The 24,550-nt window shown below is 39.0% G+C and carries 26 protein-coding genes; 2 read left to right on the plus strand and 24 right to left on the minus strand.

The genetic code is table 11. From position 1 onward, the window contains the following. Nucleotides 1–7 precede the first annotated feature (7 nt). From EBF12_RS01870 to EBF12_RS01935, 14 genes are all read right to left on the minus strand, one after another. Nucleotides 8–1,048 carry a hypothetical protein gene (locus EBF12_RS01870; RefSeq protein WP_244196307.1) on the minus strand — a complete coding sequence of 347 codons (1,041 nt, stop codon included), beginning with the start codon at nucleotides 1,046–1,048 and terminating at the stop codon, nucleotides 8–10. Between the two features lie 6 nt (nucleotides 1,049–1,054). Beyond that, the gene (locus tag EBF12_RS01875; RefSeq protein ID WP_121726150.1) at nucleotides 1,055–1,684 is read right to left on the minus strand and encodes a hypothetical protein; all 630 of its coding nucleotides are present in this window, start codon (nucleotides 1,682–1,684) and stop codon (nucleotides 1,055–1,057) included. Nucleotides 1,685–1,696: 12 nt separating this feature from the next. Next, entirely contained in the window at nucleotides 1,697–2,317 is a 621-nt protein-coding gene (locus EBF12_RS01880) for a hypothetical protein (RefSeq protein WP_244196308.1), read from the minus strand. 169 nt (nucleotides 2,318–2,486) lie between these two features. After that, on the minus strand, nucleotides 2,487–2,687 hold the full coding sequence (locus tag EBF12_RS01885; RefSeq protein WP_121726151.1) for a DUF4006 family protein: 201 nt from the start codon (nucleotides 2,685–2,687) through the stop codon (nucleotides 2,487–2,489). A 10-nt stretch (nucleotides 2,688–2,697) separates the two neighbouring features. After that, entirely contained in the window at nucleotides 2,698–3,588 is an 891-nt protein-coding gene (ccoP, locus tag EBF12_RS01890) for a cytochrome-c oxidase, cbb3-type subunit III (protein WP_121726152.1), read from the minus strand. Nucleotides 3,589–3,599: 11 nt separating this feature from the next. Beyond that, complete coding sequence (locus EBF12_RS01895) at nucleotides 3,600–3,830, minus strand: cytochrome c oxidase, cbb3-type, CcoQ subunit (RefSeq protein WP_121726153.1); 231 nt, start codon at nucleotides 3,828–3,830, stop codon at nucleotides 3,600–3,602. Further along, on the minus strand, nucleotides 3,830–4,570 hold the full coding sequence (gene ccoO / locus EBF12_RS01900; protein ID WP_121726154.1) for a cytochrome-c oxidase, cbb3-type subunit II: 741 nt from the start codon (nucleotides 4,568–4,570) through the stop codon (nucleotides 3,830–3,832). Before ccoO ends, EBF12_RS01895 begins: the two co-directional genes overlap by 1 nt. A gap of 11 nt (nucleotides 4,571–4,581) precedes the next feature. After that, nucleotides 4,582–6,045 (minus strand): cytochrome-c oxidase, cbb3-type subunit I, encoded by a 1,464-nt coding sequence (gene ccoN, locus EBF12_RS01905; protein WP_121726155.1) that lies wholly within the window; start codon nucleotides 6,043–6,045, stop codon nucleotides 4,582–4,584. Between the two features lie 100 nt (nucleotides 6,046–6,145). Beyond that, the gene (tilS, locus tag EBF12_RS01910; RefSeq protein ID WP_121726156.1) at nucleotides 6,146–7,345 is read right to left on the minus strand and encodes a tRNA lysidine(34) synthetase TilS; all 1,200 of its coding nucleotides are present in this window, start codon (nucleotides 7,343–7,345) and stop codon (nucleotides 6,146–6,148) included. Between the two features lie 63 nt (nucleotides 7,346–7,408). Then, a complete protein-coding gene (locus EBF12_RS01915) occupies nucleotides 7,409–7,666 on the minus strand; it encodes a hypothetical protein (protein WP_121726157.1) in 258 nt (85 codons plus the stop codon). A gap of 340 nt (nucleotides 7,667–8,006) precedes the next feature. Further along, complete coding sequence (locus EBF12_RS01920; RefSeq protein ID WP_121726158.1) at nucleotides 8,007–9,395, minus strand: CitMHS family transporter; 1,389 nt, start codon at nucleotides 9,393–9,395, stop codon at nucleotides 8,007–8,009. Nucleotides 9,396–9,581: 186 nt separating this feature from the next. Beyond that, complete coding sequence (locus EBF12_RS01925) at nucleotides 9,582–10,406, minus strand: HugZ family heme oxygenase (protein ID WP_121726159.1); 825 nt, start codon at nucleotides 10,404–10,406, stop codon at nucleotides 9,582–9,584. A gap of 554 nt (nucleotides 10,407–10,960) precedes the next feature. Further along, nucleotides 10,961–11,743 (minus strand): sulfite exporter TauE/SafE family protein, encoded by a 783-nt coding sequence (locus EBF12_RS01930; protein WP_121726160.1) that lies wholly within the window; start codon nucleotides 11,741–11,743, stop codon nucleotides 10,961–10,963. A gap of 35 nt (nucleotides 11,744–11,778) precedes the next feature. Then, nucleotides 11,779–12,987, minus strand: a complete 1,209-nt coding sequence (locus EBF12_RS01935) for a metallophosphoesterase (protein WP_121726161.1) — start codon at nucleotides 12,985–12,987, stop codon at nucleotides 11,779–11,781. A gap of 206 nt (nucleotides 12,988–13,193) precedes the next feature. On the opposite strand from EBF12_RS01935, the gene EBF12_RS01940 reads away from it, so the two are divergent. Then, nucleotides 13,194–14,900 (plus strand): cation:proton antiporter, encoded by a 1,707-nt coding sequence (locus EBF12_RS01940; RefSeq protein WP_121726162.1) that lies wholly within the window; start codon nucleotides 13,194–13,196, stop codon nucleotides 14,898–14,900. A 65-nt stretch (nucleotides 14,901–14,965) separates the two neighbouring features. On the opposite strand, the gene ung is transcribed toward EBF12_RS01940, so the two are convergent. Genes ung through purM form a run of 5 tightly spaced genes read right to left on the minus strand, consistent with a single transcriptional unit; the run spans nucleotide 14,966 to nucleotide 18,751 of the window. Further along, nucleotides 14,966–15,676, minus strand: a complete 711-nt coding sequence (ung, locus tag EBF12_RS01945) for a uracil-DNA glycosylase (protein ID WP_121726163.1) — start codon at nucleotides 15,674–15,676, stop codon at nucleotides 14,966–14,968. Further along, the gene (gatC, locus tag EBF12_RS01950; protein ID WP_121726164.1) at nucleotides 15,673–15,951 is read right to left on the minus strand and encodes an Asp-tRNA(Asn)/Glu-tRNA(Gln) amidotransferase subunit GatC; all 279 of its coding nucleotides are present in this window, start codon (nucleotides 15,949–15,951) and stop codon (nucleotides 15,673–15,675) included. Before gatC ends, ung begins: the two co-directional genes overlap by 4 nt. 49 nt (nucleotides 15,952–16,000) lie before the next feature. Then, nucleotides 16,001–16,792 carry a shikimate dehydrogenase gene (locus tag EBF12_RS01955; RefSeq protein ID WP_121726165.1) on the minus strand — a complete coding sequence of 264 codons (792 nt, stop codon included), beginning with the start codon at nucleotides 16,790–16,792 and terminating at the stop codon, nucleotides 16,001–16,003. After that, nucleotides 16,792–17,718, minus strand: a complete 927-nt coding sequence (locus EBF12_RS01960) for an SH3 domain-containing protein (protein WP_121726166.1) — start codon at nucleotides 17,716–17,718, stop codon at nucleotides 16,792–16,794. The genes EBF12_RS01955 and EBF12_RS01960 overlap by 1 nt, the downstream gene beginning before the upstream one ends. A 22-nt stretch (nucleotides 17,719–17,740) precedes the next feature. Then, nucleotides 17,741–18,751 carry a phosphoribosylformylglycinamidine cyclo-ligase gene (gene purM / locus EBF12_RS01965; protein WP_208630935.1) on the minus strand — a complete coding sequence of 337 codons (1,011 nt, stop codon included), beginning with the start codon at nucleotides 18,749–18,751 and terminating at the stop codon, nucleotides 17,741–17,743. 206 nt (nucleotides 18,752–18,957) lie between these two features. Here purM and EBF12_RS11375 point away from each other — a divergent pair, with 206 nt between their 5' ends. Next, complete coding sequence (locus tag EBF12_RS11375) at nucleotides 18,958–19,143, plus strand: hypothetical protein (protein ID WP_157979031.1); 186 nt, start codon at nucleotides 18,958–18,960, stop codon at nucleotides 19,141–19,143. Nucleotides 19,144–19,323: 180 nt separating this feature from the next. Here the strand turns inward: EBF12_RS11375 and EBF12_RS01975 are convergent, their stop codons facing one another. From EBF12_RS01975 to EBF12_RS01995, 5 genes are all read right to left on the minus strand, one after another. Continuing rightward, the gene (locus EBF12_RS01975) at nucleotides 19,324–20,553 is read right to left on the minus strand and encodes an NAD(P)/FAD-dependent oxidoreductase (RefSeq protein ID WP_121726169.1); all 1,230 of its coding nucleotides are present in this window, start codon (nucleotides 20,551–20,553) and stop codon (nucleotides 19,324–19,326) included. A 195-nt stretch (nucleotides 20,554–20,748) separates the two neighbouring features. Next, nucleotides 20,749–21,330, minus strand: coding sequence for a hypothetical protein (locus tag EBF12_RS01980; protein WP_121726170.1), 582 nt, complete (start codon nucleotides 21,328–21,330; stop codon nucleotides 20,749–20,751). Nucleotides 21,331–21,341: 11 nt separating this feature from the next. Continuing rightward, nucleotides 21,342–21,815, minus strand: coding sequence for a hypothetical protein (locus EBF12_RS01985; protein ID WP_121726171.1), 474 nt, complete (start codon nucleotides 21,813–21,815; stop codon nucleotides 21,342–21,344). A 263-nt stretch (nucleotides 21,816–22,078) separates the two neighbouring features. After that, entirely contained in the window at nucleotides 22,079–22,861 is a 783-nt protein-coding gene (locus EBF12_RS01990; protein WP_121726172.1) for a hypothetical protein, read from the minus strand. Nucleotides 22,862–22,871: 10 nt separating this feature from the next. Next, the gene (locus tag EBF12_RS01995; protein ID WP_121726173.1) at nucleotides 22,872–24,425 is read right to left on the minus strand and encodes a dynamin family protein; all 1,554 of its coding nucleotides are present in this window, start codon (nucleotides 24,423–24,425) and stop codon (nucleotides 22,872–22,874) included. Between the last annotated feature and the right edge of the window lie 125 nt (nucleotides 24,426–24,550).

Genomic DNA, 24,550 nt, shown 5'->3' on the forward strand with positions numbered 1-24,550 from the left:
CCTGCCTTTACAAAAATTCCACGATAGAATCTAGCCAAATGCCACTTTTTTCACAATGAGCCTTGCTAGGCGTTTTTACACAAAGCTTTAGTTCAAGCAAAATGCCTTGATTTAGGCTTATGGGCAAAACCTCAAATGAAAGCACATTATCAATAATTGGTACAGAATCTAACCACAATATCCCATTATCAAACCTTAAACTATGATGAGTGATAGGCAATATAAGACTAGGGGGTTGAGCTGGTGGCTTACTAAGCGTGAGTATATTATTTGCTCTATCCTTGATAACATAAGGGGTAAAATCACTCTGTGGCTTTGTGATAAGATATGCGTTCATTCCACTTTGCCACCCTCTCAGTGTAGAAAAATAAAGTGTGTCATTATGAGAGTGCAAAACCTCTAAAGATATATGGGGAAGCAAAGTATCACCCTGCAAAGAAGTAGAAGCATTTTTGTTGCCCCCACCAAGGAGCAAACTCTCATCTATACTATAAAAAGAAAGTCCCGTGCTTATGCCTTTTAGGGCTTGTCCTTTTGAATCTTGCAAAGATTCTATAATGGCATTTTCCAAAAGATTTTCAATCTTTAATAAAGCAATGCGAGATGTTGTGTCATTTTTGGCTTGTGTGTAGGCGATGTGTTTGCTTATGTCTAAAAGCATAGAGCTACAAACAAGCCCAATCGCACCCAAAATCACAATGCTCACGCTCACTTCAAAAAGCGAAAAGGCGGAATGTTTAGAAGTTTTAAGCATTAGCGAATGTGAGTTGGCACAAAAAAATGTCAAATTAGATTCTGTGGTGCTATGGATTTTGCCATCATAAATAAACTCTGGATTTGAGTGTGTGCGGAGTGTGGCACTAGATATGTTTGGGGACAAAAGGAGTGTCTTATAGCTTGTGTAAATGCTAGGCTTGGGGAGATTTTGAGTAGATAAAAACCCAAAGGCAAGAGCAAAACCACACGCACAGATAAAAATCCCCATTACCGCATCAAGCAACAAAAATGCACGATGTGTGCTGACTTTAGCCTTGAGAGGTTGGGACATTAGCTTTTATCTATTTTTGAGATGTGAGCTAGAATCTTGGGAGCTTGTATCTTTGGCTATATCGCCAATAAATACTTCAGATTCTAAATAAGCCTTCTTTGGCGTGTCTTGAGAATCTGAAGTAAAACTCAATTCAAGGATAAACTTCCAACGCCCATTTGGGAGATTATTTAACTCTTGGCTAACAAATATGTGAGAATCGCTTGTGCTAAACTCGCCTAAATTAAGCAGCTTTCCTGCTTGAATGGGAGAATCTAAAAAGAGGGTAATGCTTTTTAAATCCGTTGATGGCTTATCTAGTTTAAAAGTTAGGCGGACATTATTTGCTAGGATTTTAGGAATCTCACCCCTTTGAATATCAGGGCGATGAGAGGGCGCGTGATAAGGGAAAGTGAAGTCAAGGTTGTGAATCTTATCAGCATTGAGCCATATTGTGTAAGAAAAAAGAGTGTTGAAAAGATTTTGATTTGCAATAATCTCATTAATACGCTCATCAACATTGCGTTTTGTGTCAAAATAAGTGCTTTCATCTTGAATGGGATTTTTTAACGCGATGGTGATAGATACGCTCACCATAAAGACACCAAACAACAACACACCAATAATACCTAGGGGCCAATAGTTTTTCTCTTGCATAGATTCTCCTTCCTATCTTTTGCGTGTGAGATAAATCACACCAATAATACCAAACATCACAAGCAACATTGCATACATACTAAACCGCACAAACTCCCGCTCACCGCTTTCATCAACAGGCATATTATTTTCCAAACTCACATCAAAATGATGAGCTATCATATCCGCAGCTTGAGCATAGCCATTAAGCACAATCGCTGAAATGAGCTGTGGGGTTAGAACTTCATCTTTTTGCTTTGGCAAAAGTGGCACCATATATTCATAATACACTTTTTCTTCATCAAAATATTTTTTAGGCTCGGAACTAACAATGTCAATTTTCTCATCTTCTTTCATAAAAACAATAAGCGTGTAGGGCTTGGGGAGATTCTGCAAAAGCATATTTTTGTAAGCTAAACGCCTTTGCTTTTGAGTGATTTGCAAAGTAGAATCCTGCAAAGATTCTAAAGATACATCTTCCATAGGCACAGAATCTACAACAGCGACATAAAGATGATAACCTGTTTTTAGTTGCAATTCTTGTGAGAGAGTTTGGACAAATGCGACACTCTTTGGTATCAAAAGCTGATGAGGATTATCAAGCACATAAGAATTGCGATTTTCTAACGCAGTTGGCATATCTGCATAAAGCATTAAAGCCCATAAGAAGCTAGAATACACTAACTTCTTTAGAAAAAAAGGCATTTTAAACCAAGTGCAGGAATAAATTAGGGACAAAAGGAATGACTATCGTCATAACAATAGTGATTACAATCAACGCTCCAAGGAGCTTTTCAATGGGTGTGAGTTTCATAGATTCTCCTTATTGTGCATTTATACGATGTTTGGCGTTATCTGTGCTAATTTGCTTAATCGCACTTGCATCTTCAATTTTGTAATAAGTTGTCGCTACTTCCTTTTGCGTAAGAATAGCACAAGTGCCAAGCACACCAACAACACTAAGCAAAAGCACAACCGCAACAAAATATCCTGTCAAACCATTAATACCAAATAAACCATTCATACGCTACTCCTTAGTCCGCTTGAGATTCCAAAGAACGGATAAACACATTCAATGCTTCTTTTTGGCTTGTTGCAAAGTTTGCATAATTAAATGAAGGCATTACACCAATCATTCCTTTTTTACCCTTTTGCAACACTTCTGTTAAAAACTCTGTTGTCCCATATTTGCTTAAATCTGGTGCAAAGCCATCAAGACCACCACCATTACCCTTGCCCTCATCGCCGTGGCAAGCTGCACATTGCATTGCAAATATTTCCTTACCCTTAGCCACATAAGCTGGATATTTTGTGTTTTTCACACTTGAAATATCTTGCATAATGTAAGCTGCTACCGCTTCTGCCTCTTCATCACTTAGCTCAACAGGTGCCATTTCACCTGCCATATACTCTAAGCCTTTGCTCCCTTCTTTAATCACTTCAATAATGCCCTCTTCCTTGCCCCATTTTGTAAGGTCTTTTGCCTTACCGCTCATACCTTCAGCGGTAACGCCGTGGCATTGAGAGCATTGCACCAAGAAGATTCCCTGCCCCATTTTTGCAAGCCCCTCAATTTTTCCTTCATTAGCCTCCTCTACAAGCTTATCCCAAGTGGCTTCATATTTTTGATTATAGCTTTGCACTTCTTGATTATATTCCCCAATTTGCGAATACGCGTTTAATGGATAGCCTAAGAACAAATACCAAAAGCCCCAAATAATCACGCCTAAAAAGCAAGCTGCCCAGCCGATAGGGAGATTATTTGTCTGCTCACCTATGCCGTCCCAGCTCTCGTGTGTAAGTTCTCCATCAGCTTTGCTATCTTTAATTTTTTTAAGATACACACCCATCACAAAAATAGTGAGTATCAAGATAACAAAAGCACCTAGTAGCCCGAGTGTCGTTATATTATCTGACCAATTCATTGCTTTCCCCTTTATTGATTTTGTTGTTTATGGATAACTTCCCTTGGCTCAACAAGCTCATCATCAAGATTATCTTTCAATGCGAGATTGGCATATTTCTCATAGTCTTTCACTCCCTTGCGTTGTGAAGAATACAAGTGATACACATACCCATATAAAAACGCTACAAGCAAAAGCGTAACAATGAGATAAATCTCTTTTTGATACTCAATGATAAAACGCATAAGAGCCTCTGGTATCATTACTGCCCTGCCTGTGATACCTGTGTCGCTGCTCGGCGAGATTGCCCAAGACTATTCATATAAGCAATAAGTGCTACAATCTGCTTGACCTCACCCTTTTCAAAAGCATCTTTCACATCTTGGCTTATCATATCATCAACAACAGCTTTTGCTTCTTGCATAAAGATTTCTTTTGCTTTTGCTAAAGATTCTGCATTGCCCTTTTGGTAGCCCTCAGCACCGATCTGCACACCACCCTCAACATCATAAGGCACACCAAACACAACCTTTTGTGTATAGGCTTCAGCAAATGCGGTTTCAAAATCGGCATTCTTTGTATAAAGATGCTCATACGCTGGCATAATTGAACCGGGTACACGAGATTTTGGCTCTCTCATATGTCCATCGTGCCAATCAGCTGCATTACGGCTATCGCCAACCCTATGCAAATCTGGTCCTGTGCGTTTTGAACCCCACAAGAAAGGTCTATCATAGGCATACTCCCCGCTTAAGCTATATGCACCATATCTATCTGTCTCTGCTTTGAATGGGCGGATAAGCTGCGAGTGGCAGTTATAACAACCCTCAGCAATATACACTTGTCGCCCAGCTGTTTCAAGCAATGAATAAGGCTTTAACCCCTCAATAGGTTGAGCCTTTTTAGCAAAGCCGGGCAGAATCTCAACAAGCCCAGCAATGGAAAACACGAGCAAAAATGCAACCGTGAAAAAGAATGGATTTTTTTCTAAAAAACTAAACATCTTTCACTCCTTTATGCTGCCATTGGTGTGGCATTTTGTGGCTCTTTATCAAGCACTCTGCCTGATGAGATTGTCATCATAATGTTATAAATAAACATAATGAAACCTGTCAAATACATCAAGCCACCAATTGCACGAATAAGATAATAAGGGAATAGTGCAGTAACCGTATCAATAAAACTATACACAAGGCTTCCATTCTCATCTACATCTCTCCACATCATACCTTGGGTAATACCTGCAATCCACATACTTGAGAAATACAAGATAATCCCTGTCGTCATAATCCAAAATTGCGCGTCCATAAGCTTTTTAGAGTAAATCTCACGCTTAAAGATTCTAGGCACCATATGGAAGCACGCAGCAATAACCATAAATCCTACCCAACCAAGAGCCGCATCATGCACATGCCCAATAATCCAATCTGTAAAGTGTGCCAAGCCATTTACCGAGCGGATAGACTGAATGGGTCCTTCTAGTGTGGTGAGCATATACCAAGTAGAAGCAAGGATTAGGAATTTAATCATTGGCGATTCTTTGATTTGATGCCATTGCCCTCGCATTGTAAGAAGCATATTAATCGCTGTTCCCCAAGAAGGCAAAATAAGAATAACAGAGAAAACAGATCCAAGAGTTTGAATCCAATCAGGCGTAGTTGAGTAAATAAGGTGATGCCCACCCGCCCAAATATAAATAAACATAAGTCCCCAGAATGAGAAGAGCGTAAGCTTATAAGAGAATATAGGCTGCCCAGATTCTTTAGGAAGGAAGTAATAGATTAACCCGATAATACCCGAAGTAAAGACGAATGCAACGGCATTATGCCCCCACCACCATTGCACCATCGCGTCATTTGTTCCCGCATAGAATGATATTGAATGTAGCACACTCCCCACACCTGCTACAAAATAAGTAGGAACAGCAAGATTGTTGAAAATATAAAGTGCGGAAATACCCACAAATGTGGCTATAAAATACCACAATGAGATGTAAATCGTTTGCTCACGCCTTACACCCATACTTCCAAAAAGGCTAACGCCCCACAATACCCACACAACAACCACGATAATATCAAGAGGCCAAATAAGTTCAGAGTATTCTTTTGATTGTGTTAAACCAGCAAAAAGCGAGATAACAGCAAGAGCCATAAGCACGATATAAATCCAAAAATGTGCTAAACCAATCGTACGCAAAAATGGATGCTCTTTATAAGTAATCTTTAGCACTCTTTGTCCCAAATAATACCACGAAGCCCAAATCCCACTAAGAGTAAAACCATAGATAATACCATTAGTGTGAAGCGGTCTAAGTCGCCCAAAAGTCCCGTATTCCGAAGCTAGATAGTTTAAATCTGGGAATGCCATTTGAAATGCGATAACTACCCCGATGAGTAGCCCCACAAAGCCAAATGCCATCGCAGAAAAAACAAATAACTTAGCAATTGAGTAATCATACTCGAGCGTATTTGTCTGCATGCAATCTCCTTGTTCGTGTTTTGAAAAATACGAGGTTTATTCTAATGCCTTTGAAGTTATAGCTACCTTAAAAAGTTAATATAAAAATAACAAAACGCTTTCAAATGGCAAAAAAGTGGCTGATTTTTTTCATAAATTGCTTAAAATCGGCTTGTTTTTCTTTATTTTTTGATAGATTAGGATTTTTTTCATCATCTGCTTTTTGATGAGATTCTAATAGACAAAGCTCCGCAAAGAGCAGTTTTCTAAGCCTTGGTGGAATTTTTGATTTTTGACAAAAAGTTTTAAAATCCCTTGTCATCGGTGGAATCGTTACATTTTTATACATATCAAATATATCCACTGCCACAAAGAGAGCCGATTCGCTATGTGTAACCATCAAATAATGAATCTTGCAGCAAAATCCACTCTTAAGAATCTCTTTGCGTTGAGCAAGGCTTAGCACATAGCCACACAGCTTTGCTATCTTATCACAGCCTTGTAAAAGCCTATTTTGTTCCATCTCCACGCTTTCACACGCAAAAGCAGATTCTAGTTTAAAAATCACTCCGCCCTGACTACATATACAATCCTTAGAATCTTGCGTAAGCTCCGCCAAACACTCTAGCCTTAGCTGTTTTACACTTAGCGTATTTAGGCGTTGTTTGTCCTGCTTAAGATACTCTAGGCTTTTAGCAATCCCCCTGCCATACTCCCTTACAAGCTCATTAGCAAATCTCACCCGAAAAGCATTCCTCTTAAAAGCCAAATCCGCATTACTAGAATCTTCAAAATACTTTAGCCCCCGCTCTTTGCAATAGGCATAAACCTTATCTTTACTTATAGATTCTAAAGGTCGCACAATAGTATAGCCCTTGCGAGCAGATTCAAAACCAAGAAGATTTGAAAGCCCGGAGCCACGCGTGAGCTGCATAAGCAACCATTCAAAGCAGTCATTAAGCTGATGGGCTAAAAGCAAGGTTGTGTATTTATGCGTTTGTATAATCTCATCAAAAAAGGAGAATCTAAATGCTCTTGCTTGAGATTCAAAGTTTTGAGAAAAGTGCGGTGCGTGGGAGATGAAGCAGTGTTTATTGTAAATCTTAGCTAGATGCTGTGCGTGAGATAGCTCATCATCGGCTTCCTTGCGTGTGTGATAATGCACAATGGCTATGTCAAAGGGAATCTCACACTCCACAAGCAAAAAAAATAATGCCGTAGAATCCACCCCGCCTGAAAAGCCAAGCAGATTCTTAGAATCCATCAAGGGCAAAAGATTTTCTTTCAAGCGAAGTGCTAAAGGCGATAAAAATGGGGGCATAGACAAACCTTAAGGCAAATTACTAAAGCCCCGCATTATAGCGTAGAGATTTTAAGCTTTTGCCTAAGACTTATACCAATGATAAAAGTCCTCAAAGTCTTTAAATAAAATCTTAACTATATCACTTTCAACATTGACTCGTTTTTTATCGTCAAACTTTCTTTTCAAAGCTCCAATCTCCTTAAACTCATCGCTTTGTGAGAGTGCCTCTGCCTCTTCCACACTGATATTTAGTCGCTCCTTAATGCTATTAACACCGCTTTCAAAGTGTGTATCGCTCACGATTTTGACATATTGTTTGACAAGCTCTTGCATATCCATTTTTCACTCCTTATTTTGATTTTGAATCTCTTTTGTGAGATTTTCTACTTGCTCCTCTAAAGCTTAAGACTTTATTGAAACAAACACACAAATTGCACTCACTTATGAAAACGAGTGCTTCCTAAAGCTGAGCAATCTCAGCTAATACCAAAACTCCCTATTTATAGTCTAATAGGCTAATGCCCAACCTAAGACTCAAAGGATCTTACAAAAAAAACGCTGATTAAATTAATCTCTAAGGCTCCAGCATACAGCTAACATTGCAAACAATTTTTGGCTCAAGAAGCGAGAGTTTTGCTAAAAACTTCGCTTGTTTTCTTGCTTTGAAACTAACAAATAATCAAAAGAAGTGAATAATCCCCAAAGAAGCACCACAGCTTAAACATATCAATGAAACTCCCCAAACCCAAAAGAAACTTTTGCTGATGTGTTCTTTAATACTAACACCGCTAAGTCCGCACCCTAGCAGTGTTGCTGGGACAACAGGAGAAATAAAAGTGGCACAATTTCGTGCGACAACCATAATGATTGCAATACTCATAGGATCTATGCCTAAACTTTGGGTAATTCCAACCACGATGGGCATAATGCCAAAGAAGTAAGAATCCGTGCAAAAAATTAATGCCATAGGCACAGCACTCAGGCCAACGATTAAAGGGATTAAAACCAATGCCCAATGGGGTAGAATCTCCAAAATTACACTTGCCATAACTTTCATAATCCCAGATTTGTCAAATACCCCAATCAAGATTCCAGCGGCAAAAAGTGTAGTGGCCATCATAATAGCACTTTTAGAGTATTTGTCTATAAGTTTTTGAGCTATCTCCAACTTGGGATAATTAATAAACAAGATAAGACAGAACCCTAACATAAATAAAAAATAGCTAGGCAGGACATTTACAATGAGTAGCACCAAAATCCCCAAAAGCACAATGAGATTTAAGAAGAAGGACTTATCTCTTGTATATTCCCCTTTTTCTAGCTCGTGATGGCTTATGCTTATCTCAATCTTCCCAGCTCCTAGTGCTATTTCCCTTCGTGCCAAGATAAAGGCAACTCCAAATGCACAAAGCAGCCCGATTGCTTGAATGGGGATAAGGTTATACCAAATGTCATTTGCCTCTGCACCAATAATCGTAGCAGCCCTGAGTGTAGGACCACCCCAAGGAAGAAGATTCATAACACCCAAAGAAATCGCCATAATCGTCATTAAGGTTGTTTTACGCATTCCCAATTTTTCATAAATAGGCAACATTGCCGGAATTACTATTAAGAAGCTAGAAGCCCCAGAACCGTCTAAATGTGCAATAATCGAGATAAGCACGGTTAAAAAGCAGATACCATACACATTGTTTTTGCTAAATTTTAATAGATGATTGATGATTTTGTTAAATACCCCTGCTTCATTCAACAATCCAAAAAATAAGATAGCAAAGATAAATAACACTGCCGTGGAGCTAACGCTGCTAATCCCTTGTTTGATGAAAAAACTCAACGCCTTAAAGTCAAAAATGGGATTTTCTATTTTTGCGAAATAAGCAATTTCAAATTTATCCTTTAACAAGCCTCCAATGCCCAGCTGCAAGTTTATATCCAGCAAGGTAAGTCCAATAGCACTACAACCTGATACGATTATGAACGCCACGGCAGGATTTGTCTTTTCTGTTAGCAGTAAATACACAATGAGAATGAGCGAACCAAATCCAACAAATGCTAAGAAAAATTCCATTTGAACACCTTTGTAAGTATAGAAATAGGGAAAGAAATAAGGTAATGTAAAAATTTTTTTAAAATATTAATACGGTGAGAAAAGTAACCCAGATTTACTAAAATGTTACATAAAGTAATCTAGGAGATAGTAGCACATAAACAAGGTGTGAAGCCACCCTGCAAAAACAGAATCTTAGCTTAAAGTCTAAGCTTTGTGGGGATTGTGTGGGCTATGGGGATTCATAGCGTGTGGGTTGCCCTGCCCGTGCGGATTATGCGGATTTACCTGATGTGGATTCCCACACCCGCCAATATGCTTAATCTCACCATTTGGCAAAATATCATACGCCGCACCAAAGCCCTTGACAAATCGCCCAAGCCCAAGCTCTAGCCTGATGAGATGAAAATCACTCATTTTGCGTATGGTCTTTATGCCACCAGCTCCGCCCATAGCAGATTCTAAACTATCCAGTGCCTTTTCAAACTCGCTAGAATCTCGCTCAATAAACACCGCATTGACACGATATTTAAGCCGCTTACGCAAAATCACAGACTTTGCCTTGCTCTCATCTTCTAAAAACATTACCTCTATCTTGCTTGGATTTGCCGATATGCTTTCAAAATGCTCTGCCACTTCGCTAATATAAATATAAAGCTGCCCATCAACCTGCATAAGCGGAGAATATGAAGATATGGCATTGCCCTGCTTATCAATACTTGCGATGATGATTGAGCCAAACTCCTTTTTAAAAGATTCTATCTCATCGGCTATACCGCTGACATCGGGGGCTTTAGCCGCCTGACACAAGGAAATAATAGAATCTTTAATGCTCTTTTCATCTGCCTTTTGTGGAAACTCCACACGCAAGGACAGATTCTCGTTATACACAATATCTAACCCCACAAAATCCACGCCTACAAGCTTGGCATTTTGCACTTCAGCTTGTGGATTGCCATATTTTTTACACAACGCAATAAGTTCGCTTTGATGATGCTCATTCATATGGGCTAAAATACTTTCAAAACTCATAAAAACTCCTTTGATAATAAACTAAAGAGGGTTGCATAGAGGCTACCTTAAGGAGATAAGATAGCCTATTTATGCAATCAAACAACAAATAAGGAAGGAAAAGATGCTTTGCTAACCCACCCAGCCCTACCAAATCACGCTAGATTCTGAATCTGCGTTGTCTCTTTGGTGCTTTTAGCGGATTTGCAAGTGTGGATTTGTTGCTTTGCAACTGCATCTTCGCTCAAGACTCGGTCATTTGCGTTTAGCAAACTCCATTCGCCTTTCGCTTGAAAGCCACTAAAATCACCTAAAAATACTTCCGCAGTGTTCTTATCGGTATTTTTTTAAATCCCTTGCAAACACTTTATGCCTAAGACACATCGTTAAGATTCTAAAACCAAACTATGATTTTGTTAGCAATTTTAAAAACAAGTCTCATTTTAATATACAAAAGCTTAAATACAAATTAATAACCATTATTATTTTAGTAGATTCAATATAGATTCTAGAATCTTACCGCCCCACACTCAACAAACACATTGAAACATTTTTAAAGTATTTGCCAAAATGCCCTACACAAGCCCTAGATTTTCAAAAACTTTCCATAGTGTCAGCAAAATAGAAAAAGCATAGATTCCAATGAGTGCGTAGCGATGATTACTCAAAGTAACCTTGCTTATAAGGTAGATTCCAAATCCCACACCAACACTTGAGCTTAGCCCCACGATAAGCCCAGAGTGAAAGTCAATCAGCCCGGGTGAGCCAAGCGAGATGCTCCCTGAAATTGAAGCAAAGATAATGAAAAAAAGTGAGATAGGCACGACTTTTTTTGAGTTAAACCCCAAATAATATGCCAAAATCGGTGCGAGTATCAGCCCACCGCCCACGCCCAAGCTCACCGCGAAAATCCCCGTAACAAGCCCAGCTAGAATCATCACAGCCTTTTGTTTTGTAGGATCTGTGATAGGTGGCGTGGGATTGGCATTTGTTTTCACATCAAAGACATATTTGTAAAAACTCATTAAAGAAAGCAGTAAAAAAGCCAAAAGCAAGGCAAAAGAAGAGAGGGAAGCCACGATTATCCCGCTAAATGCCGCACCCATAAGCCCACCTAAGCCCACAAATACGCCATCTCGCACATCTAGCTTTTTGTGATAGATATTAATCATTGAACCTACACTTGAAGAGAATATCATTTGCATAATGGATATGCCAATGGCAGATTCCATATCCACACCACAAAGCAAAAGCACAGGCACGATAATCACCCCGCCCCCTATGCCAAAAAACCCAGCCGCCGCCCCACTCACAATGCCTAAAATCACCAAAAACCACACACTTAATTCCACTTCCATTTATGAATCCTTATTTAAAATTTGCATATAAAGCCTTACTCCAGCCTAAATAGCACAATTTCACTAGGAGCTAAAAAACGGATAGCCGGTCCCCAAAAACCCACACCGCTACTGACATAGAGTTGCGTTTGGCGAGGCTTGAAACGCATAGAATCCTTAATAACTTTCTTAGATTCTATATCTTTATGTGTAATATCATATAGCCCATAGACATAATGTTGATCTAGCCACACAAGCAAAGAGAGTGGGAATACCTGCCCAGCGTGTGTATGCCCACACAAAACCAAATCAAAATCACTCACATCATTTTCATATACAAACTTTGGCTGATGGGAGAGTAAAATGCTTGGCTTATTTGGATTTAAGCCTTTTTTGGCAGATTCTAAATCTGGCTCTAAGTGCTTAAATCTAACCCCTGCCAAATCACTCACTCCAGCAATATTAAGCTCTTCAAGCTCAATATTGGCATTATGCAAAATGTTGAGATTAAGTGTGTGCAAATGCTCTACAATAGAATCTAGCCCGTGGTAATACTCGTGATTCCCAGCGACATAATACACGCCATCCTTGCTCTTTAGCCATTTCAAAGGCTCTAAATCATCTTTAATATATTCAATCTTATCATCAGCCAAATCCCCCACAATCACCACAATATCCGCTTCCAACGCATTTATCTTTTCCACAATCCCTTCTAAAAATGCCCTGCCTAGATTCTTGCCGATATGCACATCACTTATCATTGCAATGCTTTTTTTAGTTTTTAGATGTGGAATCTTCACGCGAACTTCCCTAATAGGTGGTAAAGCAAGTGCAGCATAAAAGCCTGTGAAACTAAAGAGTAAAAATAATCCTGCCACGCCATAGTCTTTGCATTTACTCAAAAATGTGCGTCTATTTGTGTTTATGTCATTTTGCTCTAAGCTTACAGGGCTAGTTTTTTTAGAATCTACACTTTGAATCTTTCCATATAGATTCACCCCTAGCCTTATCATATCCACCGCCACACACGCCATAAAAAGTGTGAGTGTCAAAACCAAGCACGAGCTAATCATAAGATATTGCCAATGGCTAAAACGCACATCTTTTAGCACAAGCAAGGCTATCTCGCCCAAAGCCAAAGCCACTAAAATCCCAATCCCCGCCCATTTTGGCAAAAGCACACTATGGCGAAAAAATCGCATATACACATACACTTTCATCGCATTGAGAACAACAAACACAACACCCACAAAAACTAAAATCATTCTATCCCCACACTCAATCTATGACTAATATAGAATCTATCACTATACGCAACGCAAAATACAAAAAATTATTATATATTACAACTAATTAACATCAATGTTATACTTAAACTACTTTCATTATATATAATTAAAAATAGTTATTTGATTTTCATCAAGTGAGGTGTATTATAGATCCCTATTTTGTTACACTTTGTGTTTTGGCAATGGCGGTTATTTCGGGCATTGTGCTAAGCTGGCTCAAAATTCCAACAATCATCGGCTATATCATTACAGGTGTGCTAACGGCATATATTTTTGGCTTTAGGCTTGAAGATTCTGAAAGTCTTAATAGCATTGCTGAATTTGGTATTGTCTTTTTGATGTTTATGATTGGGCTTGATTTTAGCTTTAAAAGCATTACAGCAATGAAGCAAGAAGTGCTTGTGTTTGGTGGTTTGCAGATTGGAATCTCCATTGCCTTCTTTTTTGTCGTGTGCTTTTATTTTCTAAGTTTTAATTTTTCCACTTCCATTATCGTAGCAAGTGCGGTGAGCCTGAGTTCAACGGCGATTGTGCTGAAGTTTCTCAATGAAAGCTCACAAACAAAAACACCTTATGGAATGTCTTCTGTGGGGATTCTTATCTTTCAAGATATTGCAGTTATTCCTATTTTGCTAATGATTAAACTTCTAAGCGATAAAGATTCAGAGGTTGTTGCCTTGCTTTTAACGACACTTTTTTCAGCCATTATCGTGCTTATCGTGCTTGTTTTGCCCGGTAGAATCTTAGCTAAAGTATTTTTACGCTTTTCAGCAACGATGAAAACCGATGAAATCTTTGTAGGAGCGGTATTTTTAATCGTACTAGGAGCGGCATATATCAGCAAGGCATTTGGATTCTCGCTCACACTTGGAGCATTCCTAGCTGGTATGATTATCTCAAATACGCCTTATAAATATCAAGTCTCTTCGGTTTTGGTGCATTTTCGCGATATACTTTTGGGCGTGTTTTTTATCACGGTGGGAATGCAGGTAGATTTATTCTTTTTGTTTGAATATTTTATTGTAATTATTATTTTAGTCGCACTGATGATGGGAGCAAAAACGCTATTAATGTATCTCTTTTTATGGTTTTTTAGGGGTGAGCGTGTGGGTATGCGTGTAGCCCTTTCATTAGCACAAATTGGGGAATTTAGCTTTGCGATTTTTCTCCTTGCAAGTCAGCACAAGATTCTCAATCTCACGCTTAATGGTGGAATCTTGGGTGCTATCTTTGGCGAGGAGTTTTTTGCAGGTATTACTCCACAAGAAATTTATCAATTCCTAACACTTATGGTGATTTTCTCAATGATTGCCACACCTTTTATCCTTGATAGACTTGATAAGGTTACGGACTTTTTCTTACGATATATGCGACCTTTTAGCTTTTTACAGAAAAAAATCATAGAAAGTCAGCAAGATTCACAAGAAGAAGGGGAAGGGAGGAAAGCAGATATTGAGGGGCATATTGTTGTATGTGGCTATGGGGAGCTTGGCAAGGCGATTTTGGAATATTTCAAGGGCTGCAATGTGCGTTATGTCGCTGTGGATAAAAACTACAAAAAAGTAGAAGAAGGAATGAAAAAAGATGAGCCTGTTATCTATGGGGACATTACACATAGAAAGATTTTAGAGGAGCTTGGGATTAGCCAGTGTGCGGCGGTGATTATTGCCATAGATTCTATTGAAACTGCACAGAGGGCATACCAAGATATTCACTCTCTCTCACCTTTGTGTAAGATTATTCTTAAAACCAAAAATTCCGCTTTTGCCCTGCAAATTCAATCGCAAGGGGCGTATGCTGTGGTGCAGGAACGCAGGGAAGTGGCTAAGATTCTAAGTGATTTAGCCCTACAAGCAGTAGAAGAAGATATGCAATACAAGCCAGAGTAAAACTCATCTACTTGTGTAGTGTTATGGCACAAGCCTAGCTCTTTAATCAAGCTTATCAAACATATCTAATCAAACTTGCCCCAATCAATGGGGCTTTTGCCAACCTCTTGCAAATACGCATTAGCATTTACAAATACATTGCTCCCTACAAAGCCTCGTGCTAGTGGGCTTGGATGCGGAGCGGTAATAATCTTATGCTTTATGCTATCAATCAATGCTGCTTTTTTCCTAGCATAATTCCCCCACAGCATAAAAACGAGATTTTGTTTGTTTTGCGATAATACCCTAATCACACCATCGGTAAAATCTTCCCAACCAAAATGCTTATGTGAAGCCGGAGAATGTGCCTTGACACTCAAAATGCTATTAAGCAATAAAACACCTTGCTTTGCCCAAGCACTTAAATCCCCGTGCAAGGGTGGCGTGATATGCAAAGTCTGTGCGAGTTCTTTATAAATATTTTTAAGCGAAGGTGGGATAGGCACTCCATGGGGCACACTAAAGCTTAAGCCCATAGCTTGTGGAATACACGCTCCATTCACCATAGCATAGCCGTGATAGGGGTCTTGCCCAAGTATAATAACCTTTAGGCTATCAAGGGGTGTGAGACAAAAGGCGGCAAAAATATCTTTTGGCAAGGGATAGATAAGCTCATTATGTCCCAAAGCCTCCATATATTGCCTTTTAATCTCGGCAAAATATGGGCTTAAAAGCTCATCTTTAAGGAGATTTTTCCAATCCTGTGGAATCTTTACTTTATCCAGCTCTATACTCATTCAATAATTTTTGGGACGATAAAAAAGTTATCTTGTGTTTTTGGTGCGTGATTTAGCACATCTTTGGCAATGCCACTATCACGCACTTCATCAGCTCTTAGTGGAGTTTTAAGCTCTTCTACAAAGCAGTCATCTGCCACTTCAACAGAAGCAATATTTTCAACAAATCCTAGAATCTCACTCAACTGCTCCTTGGTAGATTCACGCTTATTCTCATCTAGCTTTAGCATACTCAATCGCTCTAATTTATTTAGAAGTGTATCATCAATAGTCATTTTCAATCCTTTATCAAAAAATTCGGCGATTATAGCATAAATATAGTCGTTATAAAACCTCGCTCATTATCTTTGCAATCTCACTTGGAACAAGAGAGTATTCCTTAACAAAAAGGGCAAATGCCAGTGCCGCTTGATAAATAAGCATTTCCCTGCCATCTTTGCACTCTAAGCCACATTGAGAGGCTAGAGCCAAAAATGGCGTTTGCTTCCCATAAATCAAATCAAAGGCATAACAAGAGTGTGTAAAAATCTCTTGTAGCTTCTGCTTTACAAGGGGCAAAGATTCATCATTTAGCCCAGCACTTGTGGTGTTAATCACAATATCATATGCCCCATCCGCCCTAAATTCATCACTCACAAAGCATTCAAAGCCCTTGTTAGCAAAAAATTCTAGCTTTTCTTGTGAGCGATTGATGATTGTCGTAGGAATATTATGCGTTTTTAGAATCATCGCTACTGCCTTAGCTGAGCCACCAGCACCTAAAATTAACGCATTTGACATCTTAAAATCTTTCACAGATTCATAAAAACCCTGTGCATCTGTATTGTAGCCAATGATTTTTCCATTTTCACGCACCCAAGTATTACACGCCCCAATCTCTTTAGCTATACCACATACCTCATCACATTGCCTATACGCCTCTTCTTTGAAAGGAATCGTGATATTTGCTCCACTTAAATTATATGCCCTAAAACTTTCACGCAAATCTTTGCCATTTTCTAAAAGCAAACGCCCATAAAAAGCATTTATAGCACAGCGTGAAAAAGTGTGATTATGCAAAAGTGGGGATTTAGAATGTGCGATAGGATTGCCATAAACAGCAAAAAAACGCAACATTACCGCACACTTTTGCTGATGTGATTAAGCGAGATGTAGCCATACTGCTTATTTGGGAGCTGAATCTTTGCCCACTCCCCTTGTGTCTCAAGCACATAAATTCGCATATTATGGCTTAGTCTGCCTATAACCGCCCCTTGAGAATCTGCTTTTGAACGCACATTAAGAGCATTAGCCACAACAACATAAGGCTCACCATTTTGCGAATCTAGATTCTGAGTTAAAAGCCTAGAGGCGACATAGCCCTCAACACCAAAGCGACTTTTTACCTTGCTCCAACCATCTTGCTCATCACTTAGAATCTCCAACGCCTCACCCACCGCTACACGAGAGATGATGGTAGATTCAGAATTTGGGGCTTGACGGATATTAATGCGATATTTTGCATAGCCATATTTTTGTTTTGAATCTTGAATTGACACTGCAGGAGCTGTGCTAGGCTTTGTATCTACTAAGTTTGATGGCGTAGATGGAATAGTTGCATTTTGGGCAATATCTATGCCATTGCCTGAATCTTGAGTGCTTGAATCTTGGGTATTGTTAGAATCCTGGTTAGCTGCGGAGTTTGGGCTTGTGGCTTGTGAAAGAGATTCTACACCTAAAGGAGTTGTTGCAGCTATGTCCTGCGTCTCTTGTGGTGAAGTCTTATGCAGTAGAGAATCTGCCTCTACTTGTTTGCCTTCATCGCTTTTGCCCTCATTGCTATTTTCTTTGCCAGATTCAGTGCTTTGGGCTACTTGTATTACACCTTGTGATGTGAGTTGAGAATCTGCTCCAGCAATGTGGGAAGTATGAGTTTGGGGGCGTTTGCTGATAATCAAATTCTTCTTATCCATAAGCATAACCACAGCCACATATAGACCCACACCAAGCACAATAATCAAAAAAGGAAGTGAGTAAAGTTTAAAAAAAGTCCGTGTATTCAATATAAACCTTTAATGTATATTTTTAAATAAGCTTAACCCCGCTACCCTCGCAAACTTCACCAATGATGTAAGCCTCAAAAGCTTGAGCGAAACGCAGGATTTCATCTGCTTTGCTTTGCTCTACAGCAAGAATCATTCCAACTCCCATATTGAAAGTGCGATACATCTCTTCTTTCTCCACATACCGACTAAGCAAATCAAACACGGGATGGCTCTTAATGGCATTGAGAGAGATTTTTGCTCCTAGATTCTGCGGGAAGATTCTAGGGAGATTTTCCACAATCCCACCTCCTGTAATATGAGCCAAGCCGTGCAAAGAAGGACGCAGAGAGGAAGCATATATCTCTTTAAAAAGCGGAACATAAATCCTTGTAGGCTCTAAAAGTGTGTCAATTAACGCTCTACCTTCAAACTCTTCATCAAAAGACATACCTAATTTATCAAACAACACTTTCCTTACTAGAGAATAGCCATTACTATGAATCCCGCTACTTGGCAAAGCAATCAGCACATCGCCCTTTTGCACCTTTTGAGATTCCACTTCTTCACGCTCGGCTATCCCCACAGCAAATCCAGCTAAATCAAAGTCATCTTTGCTATACATTCCGGGCATTTCCGCACTCTCCCCACCGATTAAAGCACATTGTGCGATTTTGCAGCCCTTAGCAATACCACCAATCACTTCTAGGGCATTTGTCTTATTAAGTTTGCCTGTGGCGTAGTAGTCCAAAAAAAACATAGGCGTAGCAAAGTTGCAAATCAAATCATTCACACACATCGCCACAAGGTCAATCCCCACACCTTGCAGCCTTTTGGCATCAATAGCAAGACGAAGCTTTGTGCCAACCCCATCAGTTGCGCCTAAAATCACAGGATTCTTATAGCCACTCGGCAGGGCATAAGCCCCAGCAAATGAGCCAATCCCACCAATCACATTGCTATCAAAGGTTGATTTCACCAAAGGCTTTAGCCCATCTACAAGTGCATTGCCCTCATCAATATCAACGCCAGAATCTTTATAGCTTATCATTATATTTCCTTTTGCCAAATTCATTTTGCCTAGCTTGTAAAGTGGCGGATTCTAACATATTCAAAATAATATTTTATCCGCTCGTGCATTTTGGGTGCTACTTGAAAATTTCATTTTTTTTTTGATACAATGTGAGCTATACATAAATTTAAGGAGGCAAACAATGAGGCTTTCCATTATCACAATAGCAATTGCTTTTATGTGGCTGTATGACACACAGCACACTTAAAAAACGCACCGCAAGCGTTATAGGCTGCCAACCACAAAATATAACTATCAAAAATAGCAATCTTGATTTTATGGGAGGGCAACATTATATCGCCACTTGCAATGGGCAAAGCTTTTCCTGCACCGCCCAAGAAGGCTCCTCCATTCAATGTGCGGCGGTAAGATAATGCTCTTTGGGTATTGTCTTTTTTAGTATTTTGGCTTAGGGCTAAGCCATGCATTGATTTGCGTTAAGCCTAAGCCCCTTGTGATTTTTCCAAATCCCCACATTTTTCACTTACAATCTTAGAATCTCTAGATTTCAAACTAGCAGATTCTGCTTTTTTTAAAGTCCAAAATCTCTTCTGCTAATTGCTCGTGCGGTAGCGGAACTGCCCATTTTTAAAGACAAGCTTTGCTCCACCAATGCCATAAAGCCATTTATTTTCAATAAAGTTTTTCAAAAACGCCGCAAACTCCCCGCCAATGCTCCTTTTATAAATAATCCCCACGCCATCAGTATGTCCTATAGAACACACCGTGCCTCTATGCTTAAATTTAAAAGGCTTCTTTTGCGTTGTGCCATTTAGAATCTTAATTAAGCTTTTCCCCACATAGTCCCCCATTTGTGCGGCAAGCTGTGCGGTTGGTGCGTGGATAGCATCTCTAAAAGCATACAAGGCGCAATCCCCCACCACATAGACATTCCTATACTGCGGACATCGCAAAAATTCATCAACCCTAATCCGCCCCTTTGTCGTCTCAAAGCTTGAATGCTCAAGGCTATCATTGCCTTTCACTCCTGCACTCCACAAAATCGTATTGCCTTTTATATGTTGCTCTTTCCCATTTTGCTTAATCACAACACCATCTTCTCTGCATTCCACAACCTCACCATTACAAATGACATCAACACCGAAAGCTTCAAGCTTTTTCTTTGCTAACGCACTTGCTTTTTTGCTAAACATCGGCAGGATTCTATCACTCCGCCCAATGCAAGTAACCTTTGGCACTTCTCGTGGAATCCCACCAATCAAGCACAGCTCATCAAGCCTAGAGCCAAGCTCAGCAGCAAACTCAATGCCCGTAAAGCCCGTGCCACATACAATCACGCTCAAATCTTCATCATTTTTCGTATGGCAATATTCCTTGAATCTATATTCTATGAGTTTATCAAGTTTTAAAGCAGCATTGAGTGATGATAGCTTGTGAGTGTATTCCGCCACACCTTTAATACCAAAATCATCAGGCTTAAAGCCAAGTGCAATAACCAAATAATCATACTCATACGCCCCACCATTACCAAAAACGCGTTGATTTTCTGGGTCAAAAGAGAGAATCTTATCTTTGGCAAAATGCACTTTTTTTAGATTTAGAATCTTGCGGAAATAGATTCTTGCTTTTCTCGCACTTAATGTGCCAATGGCGACTTTATGCAAAAGCGTAGTTTGGTAGTGATAGTCGTGTTTGCTAATAAGTGTAATATCAGCCTCTTTTTTAAGTTGCTCTTGCAATGTGATAGCCGCACGCAAACCCCCATACCCACCGCCAAGAATAAGAATCTTTGGAGCTTTTACAGAAGCCTTATGTTCTGCCATTTTTTCACCTCCGCTTGAAGTTGTTTTAGAATCTGCAATCCGCTAAATCCTAGAATCTAAAGCTAAAAACACAAACTAGAACTGCAATGCTATCGCTTTTGTCCTAAAATCCCCCCACTTTCAACAGCAAAAAGTAAAATAATAATTTATTTTTTGCGTTTTTACTCATTTTATGCTTTTAGCTATGCTGTAAGCTCACATTTGCAATTGTGCATTATAGTAATGCTTAAAATACTCTTTCACACCTTGTTGAATCCGTGCTTGTTCTAATGTGTGTTTGTATTCTAAGAGTATCTGGGATAGTGAGTTTTGGAGTGCGTTAAGATTCTCTAGCATATAGGATTTTAGCATTATGTGTTTTTTACATATAAATTCTGCTCTATCTTTGTCTTTGTGAATATAAGGTTCAGGTAGGTGCATAAAAGAATCATAGATTGCCATCAGCCTTTCATTCTCACGCAAATGTGGTGCTAAGGCGATAAGAAAGCTCCTTATCAGCCCTCTTAGATTCACGCAAAATACCCCACCTATCTCAAGATGCGACGCATATAGCATATCTAATCTCTCCCAAGGTATATGGCTTACTTGATGAATGTGGATATATTCTTGCGGGATAGGCTGATGTTTGCCTACAAGCTTAATAGCAAGTTTATAGGTCGGGCGTTTTGAGTGCTTTTTCTGCTCTAGGTTTTTAAGGGAATAGTGCATTTGCTTAAGCCATTTAGGTGCATTTTGATCAGATTCTATTCGTCGCATAATCTCACTCCAAAAGCCCATATATCACCTTTTTAAGCAAGTTTTGAAAGCATTTGAGACAAGATATTTTGACAAGCTATCTGCTCTGCTATAAATATTTGTGTCTTTTGCTTCTCTTGTGTCGTGGCATTTTTTAGCTCTTCAAGCAAAGCAATATCTCGTTGTAAAAAGGCTTGTTTTAGCTCAATCTTCTCTTGCAAAATCTCACTCAAGTTCTCTCGCATCGTAGCAAATGACTTTTCAAGCTCACTTGTGATTTCTTTTAAGGCTTTACTTAGCGTTTCATTACATAAGTGTCCTAACGACTCTTTTCTCGCCTCTTGCCCGGGAAGTTTTAGAATCTTCAAACATTTGGCATTGTCAATACTAAGATTTTGCGTAATGTTTCGTGTGAAAATCTGCCTTATTGCCTTTTGGCTCACATTCATAGCACGATCAATATTGCGTGTTGAGATTTGCTCTTGCTCCAGCATATCAATAAGTGGATCAACATACTCATCTAGCATTGCAATGAGCGTATCCTCTAGGTAGTGAGCCTTATCTTTTGTGTTATTTTTTAGCTCATTCAGTGCATTGAGTACCTCGGCATTTTCGCTAGGATTCTGTGCATCTTCGTTGTAGGCTTCTTGCGTAGCAGATTCTAGATTTTTTTATCGCTAGAAAAAAGTGATTTTAAGTCCTTGATCAAAGTTATAACCACGGGTGCATACTCTTTGATTTTTTTCAATACCCGTTCCATTTTGATAAGGGGTGTTATCATATTCTCTCCTTAGATTCTATTTTGCTTGGCTTGAGCTTTGGCGTATTCCATAAACCACAGCTCTTGTAAAATAACAAGCTGTTTTTGTTCTTTTTTGGTGACGTCCTTACCCTCGGTGGCTTTTAAATCTGCTAAATACTCCAATTCTCTAGCTATGATTCTTTGTATATCTTGCAGCCTAGATTCTAGCTTGTCTTTAATATTTTCTACGCAGTCTTTGGCATTCTCCTTTATATTATCCTGCAGAGTTGCAATGGATTGCTTTAAGTTTGTGTCAATAAAACGCTTCATCGCCTTTTTCTTTTCCTCACCAGAATCTTGCTCTAAAATCTCCAAACACTCCTTATTATCAATGCTGATTTTTGGCGTAAGCTCCCTTATGAGTGTGCCTCTTATGCTTCGCATACTTTTTCTATTTGTGCTTTTAATCTCACGCACAGGCAAATGCAATGGCATACCACCAAACTTTTTATTATTGATTTTTTCCACAGAATCTAGCAGTGATTCAAACATCTTTTCTGCCACTTTACTGAGTTGTATCTCTAAATTATTTGCTTGGTCTCTAGATTCATTTTTAAAATCTGCTAGAGCGTTATTAATCTTAGCAGTTTGTGCTGCTGATGCAAGCTCTCTAACATATCGCTCGTGCTTACTGACTTCTTTAGAGACTTTATCACTGAAGCTAAAAAGACTGTCAATGGCACTGACCACTTCCTTGATCACATCCCGCATCTCCCACATCTTATCTGCACCTGATTTTACAGCGTCCCATAAATCGTCCAAAAATCCCATATCCCCCTCCTTATGCCAACTTTTTAATAATCTTATCAATCTCTTCGCTAAGATTATTCACAAACTCATTCGCCTGATTTTCAAACTTTTTCATCATATCTTCTAGCTCTGCTGTCTCATTTTCAATCACTGCTAGATTTTTCTCTTCCTTAGCAATCTTGGCGTTAATGGTTTCTATCCCCTCTTGTGAAGCATCAAAGCTCTCTTGGAGTCCTTGTATAGAATCTTTAAAATAAGTTTCTATCTGGCTATGGAGAAATTTATAATTCGCCTTTGCGTCCTCTATAACTTCCCGCTCTGCTTTATCCAAAATATCATCTTGAATCCGCATAAAAACCTTATCCACATTACTCACTTCTCTTAGCCCTTTGATATGCTTTGTAAAATCTGTATCTCTAAAGAACTTAAGTGAATATTGTTGTAGCTGGTTTTTACTCTCATCATTAATCTTATCTTTTTCATACAAGTCAAGCAAAAAGCTTATATAGCCTGATGTTTCTATAATATTGCTCTTTGCTTGAGCTTGAGTAAATCGTGTAATGTCTGTCCCCCTGCTAGAAGTAAGGTATTTAGCCCATTCTTCCTTTTGTTTTTTCCAATCTTCTACTGGACTATTGAGATTCTCATACTTTGTGCCAAGGATATAAACTTTTTCTGGTCTGCCTCGTGTATTATCAAAAATCCTTTGAATCGTCTGCATTTCATTGCCTGTAAGCGCACTAGCCTCTACGCATAAAATCACAGCATTTGCCCTATTGATATAATCTCGTGTAACCTTTGAGCGATAATCTACCGGATCATCAAGCCCGGGCGTATCTACAAACACGATATTTTTCTTAAAAGGAAAATCTTTAAGCGTAATGCAAACTTCCTTAGCAAAATAGTGGCTTTCACTCTTTGCACTTGTATATCGCCGTAATGTATCAGGGCTTAGCTCCTCTGTAATGGGGCTATGTCCTATCCATTTTGATTTATGAGATTCTGCGCTGCTTCTATCATATTCTTCTTGAAATACCCCGACCTTACTTGCACTGCTCCAAAATTCATTCCATTCATTTTGATTATAAAAAGAGATGGTAACCTCATCTTTTTGTCCATAGCGAAATTTTGTCAAAACCGCTGTTTCAGGTGTAACAGAAGTGGAAGCATACTCATCTTTTAGCATAGCGTTAATAAGTGTGCTTTTTCCTGCGTTGATTGTGCCAGAAAATGCAATTTGAAAGCTATCATCACGCGATAAAAAACTATCGCATTGCGAGATAAACTCATCTATACGCACATTTTCTTGCTTATTTGTTTGCTTGTCATACTCAGCAAAGATTTGTAAAAATGCTTTTGTTTGAGCGATATTATCAAATAGATGTTGAAGCTGTGGTATCTTGGTTTCCACAGCACCTTTTTTGGCTTTATCTTGTATAGATTCTAAAAAACCTTTAATTTTTGTCTCACTCTCTTGTACCAACTCCTTATCGCTAAATTGAGAGCTATCTACCACACTCCCACAACCCACACAAAATATAGCCTTTTTTGGATTGTCAAATCCACATTGAACGCATTTTGCCATTGTTTCTCCTTGTTTCTATTTTATATGCAAAGACCTGCATTCTACAAAAAAAAAAAAAAATGCTTGTCAAGGAAAACAAAATAAAATCTGATAACAAATAGCCAAAATGACTTTTATTACACATA

This window comes from Helicobacter labetoulli (genome assembly GCF_003670275.1).
In the GTDB taxonomy this organism is placed as follows: Bacteria; Campylobacterota; Campylobacteria; order Campylobacterales; family Helicobacteraceae; genus Helicobacter_C; species Helicobacter_C labetoulli.